Origin of the sequence: Streptomyces sp. NRRL WC-3549 (genome assembly GCF_000721935.1) — a bacterium.
Lineage (GTDB): Bacteria > Actinomycetota > Actinomycetes > Streptomycetales > Streptomycetaceae > Streptomyces.
This window is the reverse complement of record NZ_KL585420.1, coordinates 32,134-35,872: the sequence shown is the minus strand read 5'-3', so window position 1 is coordinate 35,872 and position 3,739 is coordinate 32,134. Positions and strand designations below refer to the sequence as shown.

The 3,739-nt window shown below is 71.1% G+C and carries 5 protein-coding genes; 4 read left to right on the top strand and 1 reads right to left on the bottom strand.

Annotated features, from left to right (window positions below; translation table 11 throughout):
• Positions 1–198 precede the first annotated feature (198 nt).
• The 3 genes from IH13_RS0124635 to IH13_RS45820 all read left to right on the top strand — a co-directional run bounded on the left by IH13_RS0124635 (position 199) and on the right by IH13_RS45820 (position 2,877).
• Complete coding sequence (locus IH13_RS0124635; protein WP_031087946.1) at positions 199–1,533, top strand: M20/M25/M40 family metallo-hydrolase; 1,335 nt, start codon at positions 199–201, stop codon at positions 1,531–1,533.
• Positions 1,534–1,713: 180 nt separating this feature from the next.
• Positions 1,714–1,947, top strand: coding sequence for a chaplin ChpH (chpH, locus tag IH13_RS0124630; RefSeq protein WP_031087943.1), 234 nt, complete (start codon positions 1,714–1,716; stop codon positions 1,945–1,947).
• A gap of 138 nt (positions 1,948–2,085) precedes the next feature.
• Complete coding sequence (locus IH13_RS45820) at positions 2,086–2,877, top strand: chaplin (protein WP_031087941.1); 792 nt, start codon at positions 2,086–2,088, stop codon at positions 2,875–2,877.
• A gap of 79 nt (positions 2,878–2,956) precedes the next feature.
• Here the strand turns inward: IH13_RS45820 and IH13_RS0124620 are convergent, their stop codons facing one another.
• Positions 2,957–3,145, bottom strand: coding sequence for a DUF5703 family protein (locus IH13_RS0124620; RefSeq protein WP_014045022.1), 189 nt, complete (start codon positions 3,143–3,145; stop codon positions 2,957–2,959).
• A 47-nt stretch (positions 3,146–3,192) separates the two neighbouring features.
• Here IH13_RS0124620 and IH13_RS0124615 point away from each other — a divergent pair.
• Positions 3,193–3,739, top strand: a 547-nt coding sequence (locus IH13_RS0124615) for a hypothetical protein (protein ID WP_063837484.1), incomplete at its 3' end; no start/stop codon positions are given.

The window sequence follows — 3,739 nt, the reverse complement described above, 5'->3', positions numbered from 1 at the left end:
TCTCGCGGGCTCCGGCCCGTTCCGACGTGGAAAACCATAGCAAACATTCGGGGGTGCTCGATCACGCCCCCCGGGCGCGCAGGGGGTGCCCGGGGGGCGTGTGAAGGACGGATGACGGGAGCCGGGCGGTCTTGGGCGCGCGGGGCGGGCGGGCGAGGATGGGGGGCAAGCACCACCGCGACAGTGGAAGGAAGCAGCGTGAGCGAGAGCAGCACGGCCCGGACCGTCTCCGGCGCAACCGCCGAGAGTGAGGTCGTCGACCTCTGTCGTGACCTCATCCGCATCGACACCAGCAACTACGGCGACCACTCCGGCCCCGGTGAGCGGCTCGCGGCCGAGTACGTCGCGGAGAAGCTCGCCGAGGTCGGGCTGGAGCCGCAGATCTTCGAGTCGCACAAGGGGCGGGCCTCCACGGTGGCCCGCATCGAGGGCGAGGACCCGTCCAAGCCCGCCCTGCTGATCCACGGGCACACCGACGTGGTGCCGGCCAACGCGGCCGACTGGACGCACGACCCGTTCTCCGGGGAGATCGCGGACGGGTGCGTGTGGGGCCGGGGCGCGGTCGACATGAAGGACATGGACGCGATGACCCTCGCGGTCGTCCGGGAGCGGATGCGGACCGGCCGCAAGCCCCCGCGCGACATCGTGCTGGCCTTCCTCGCCGACGAGGAGGCCGGGGGCACGTACGGGGCGCGCTACCTGGTCGACCACCACCGTGGCCTCTTCGACGGGGTCACCGAGGCGATCGGCGAGGTCGGCGGCTTCTCGTTCACCGTCAACGAGAACCTGCGGCTCTACCTGGTGGAGACCGCGCAGAAGGGCATGCACTGGATGCGGCTGACCGTGGACGGCACCGCGGGGCACGGCTCGATGACCAACAGCGACAACGCCATCACGGAGCTCTGCGAGGCCGTCGGACGGCTGGGGCGGCACACCTGGCCGGTCAGGGTCACCAAGACCGTCCGGTCCTTCCTCGACGAGCTGTCCGACGCGCTGGGCACCCCGCTCGACCCGGAGGACATGGAGGCGACCCTCGCCAAGCTCGGCGGGATCGCCAAGATGGTCGGCGCGACCCTGCGCAACTCGGCCGCGCCCACCATGCTCGGCGCCGGCTACAAGGTCAACGTGATCCCGGGCCAGGCCACCGCCCACGTGGACGGACGCTTCCTGCCCGGTCACGAGGAGGAGTTCCTCGCCGACCTCGACCGCATCCTCGGGCCCCGGGTGAAGCGCGAGGACGTGCACGGGGACAAGGCCCTGGAGACGAGCTTCGACGGCTCCCTCGTGGACGCCATGCAGCTCGCGCTGAAGGCCGAGGACCCGATCGCCCGCGCCGTGCCGTACATGCTCTCCGGCGGCACGGACGCCAAGTCCTTCGACGACCTCGGCATCCGCTGCTTCGGCTTCGCGCCGCTCAAGCTGCCGCCGGAGCTGGACTTCGCGGGGATGTTCCACGGCGTGGACGAGCGGGTGCCGGTGGACGGCCTGACCTTCGGCGTGCGGGTGCTCGACCGGTTCATCGACCATTCCTGAGGCCTCCTGGAGCGGGGCTCCCGGGGCTCCCGGGCGGGCGGCGGCGGGCGCATTCGCCAGTGTGTACGTGCCTCACCAGAACGAGTGAAAGGGGCGATCTGCTCGTAGCCCCCTCCCTCCCTCCTCGTTACAGGTGATGCGGTCCGCGGCTGGGACCGCACTTACCAACCAGGAGGAATAATGATCAAGAAGGTCGTCGCCATCGCGGCTGCCACCGGTGGTCTCGTGCTCGCGGGTGCGGGCATGGCTTCCGCCGACGCCGGTGCCCAGGGTGCCGCCATCGGCAGCCCCGGCGTGCTCTCGGGCAACGTCGTCCAGGTCCCGGTCCACGTGCCGGTCAACGTCTGCGGCAACACCATCGACGTCATCGGGCTGCTGAACCCCGCCTTCGGCAACGTCTGCATCAACGACTGACGTCGAACGTCAACCCGTAAGGGTGTGAGTCCGGTCGGCCCCGGAGTGCGCGCCATGCACTCCGGGGCCGCTGGGCAATCGGCCCCGCACGGTTGTGCCGGGGGGTATTTCGAAAGCCAGAAGGCAGGAAAGCAACCTATGCGACAGGTCACACGTAAAGGCCTGATCACGATGGCAGCGGCGGGCGGCGTGCTCGCGCTCGGCGGGGGGTACGCACACGCGGACGCGGGTGCGGCGGGCGGAGCGACGAACTCACCGGGTGTGCTGTCGGGGAATTCGATCCAGGTCCCGATCGACATCCCGGTCAACGTCTGCGGGAATTCCGTCAACGTCGTCGGCGCGCTCAACCCCGTGAGCGGAAACGGCTGCGGGAACGGATCGTCCGCGGACGCGGCACATCTCCAGACCTCCGACGAGGGCCCCGGGCCCGGCCAGAGCTCCCCGGGCCAGGGGTCCGGCAGCCACGCTGCCGACCAGGGGCCCGGCAGCGGCACCGCCGGGCACGACGAGGCCCGTGACGGCGGCGAGGGCACCGGCAGGCACCGCGCGTCCGGCGCCTCGGCCCAGGGCGAGGCACAGGGGTCACCCGGCATCCTCTCCGGCAACCAGGTGCAGGTGCCGGTCTCCGTGCCCCTCAACGTCTGCGGCAACGGCATCAGCGTCGGCGGACTGCTCAACCCGGTCTTCGGCAACGGCTGCGAGAACGAGACCGAGCCGGTCACCCCCGAGGTCCCGCAGACGCCGCACACACCTCAGAAGCCCGCCGAGACGCCGCCGGAGCCGCAGGCTCCCGAGCCGCAGTTCCTGTCCGGCGAGGAGCTCGCCCACACCGGCGCGGGCGGCCTCGACCTGCTGATCCCGGCGAGCGCCGGGATGCTGCTGGCGGGCGCGGGTGCGGTGCTCTACCGGCGGTCGCGCAGCGCTGCGTGACGTCGGGTAACGCCTCCACGGCATCGCCGTGCGGTACGTCGAAGGGAGCGGGTCCCGCGGTCGCGGGGCCCGCTCCGTGCTACCAGGTCGCCCGGAGCTGGCGGATGATCCGGCGCCGTAGCCGCACCCTGCGGCTGCCGTCGAGGCGTAGCGTCAGTCGGTCCAACTCCCAGTGCCCGTACTCGGCATGGTCGGTCAGGAGGCGGGTCGCGTCCTTGCGGGAGACCCCGCGAGGGACGTACACGTCGATGAATTCGTATTCCGGCATCGCATCTATTGTGCGGGCAGAGCCCCGGTACGGATAGCGTCTGCACTATGTCTGATGCTGCGCAGCCCACCGCTGCCGAGGTACGCGCCGCCGCCGATGCAGTCAAAACCGCGCTCGACCGCCACCTCGAGGCGGTCGAACGCCGTACCGGGGACGACGATCCGGCCGTCTACGAGGCGTTCAACGCACTGGCCGCCGCCGCCGAGGTCTACGACGAACTCCTCTACGACCGTCACGACGAGGTCACCCCCTTCGAGATCCCGGGGGCGGACGACTCCCTGCCGCCGTACGCCGGCCCGGAGGAGCCCCACGCCCTCACGGTGCTGATCAGGCGTGACTACGCGGTGGCGGAGCCCCAGCGGCTTCTCGCCCAGGCGCAACGGCTCGCCGACCTCGACCCGGACCAGCCCGACGGCACCGCCGTGCCGATGGTCGGGGTCAGCGTGCACGCCGCCCTCGGGGTGCTCTTCGGTGAGTACGAGGCGGACGAGATCGCCTCCCGGCACAAGGAGTTCGGCCTGGAGGAGGGCGACTCCACCCTCTGGGTCTCGGCCGTGGACGAGCTTCCGGAGCCGGGGGAGTGGCTCGGGGAGT

Bases quoted from the DNA above. Each gene is read 5' to 3' on its own strand.
- chpH (WP_031087943.1), top strand. From the start codon at position 1,714: ATGATCAAGAAGGTCGTCGCCATCGCGGCTGCCACCGGTGGTCTCGTG.
- IH13_RS45820 (WP_031087941.1), top strand. From the start codon at position 2,086: ATGCGACAGGTCACACGTAAAGGCCTGATCACGATGGCAGCGGCGGGC.
- IH13_RS0124620 (WP_014045022.1), bottom strand. From the start codon at position 3,145: ATGCCGGAATACGAATTCATCGACGTGTACGTCCCTCGCGGGGTCTCC.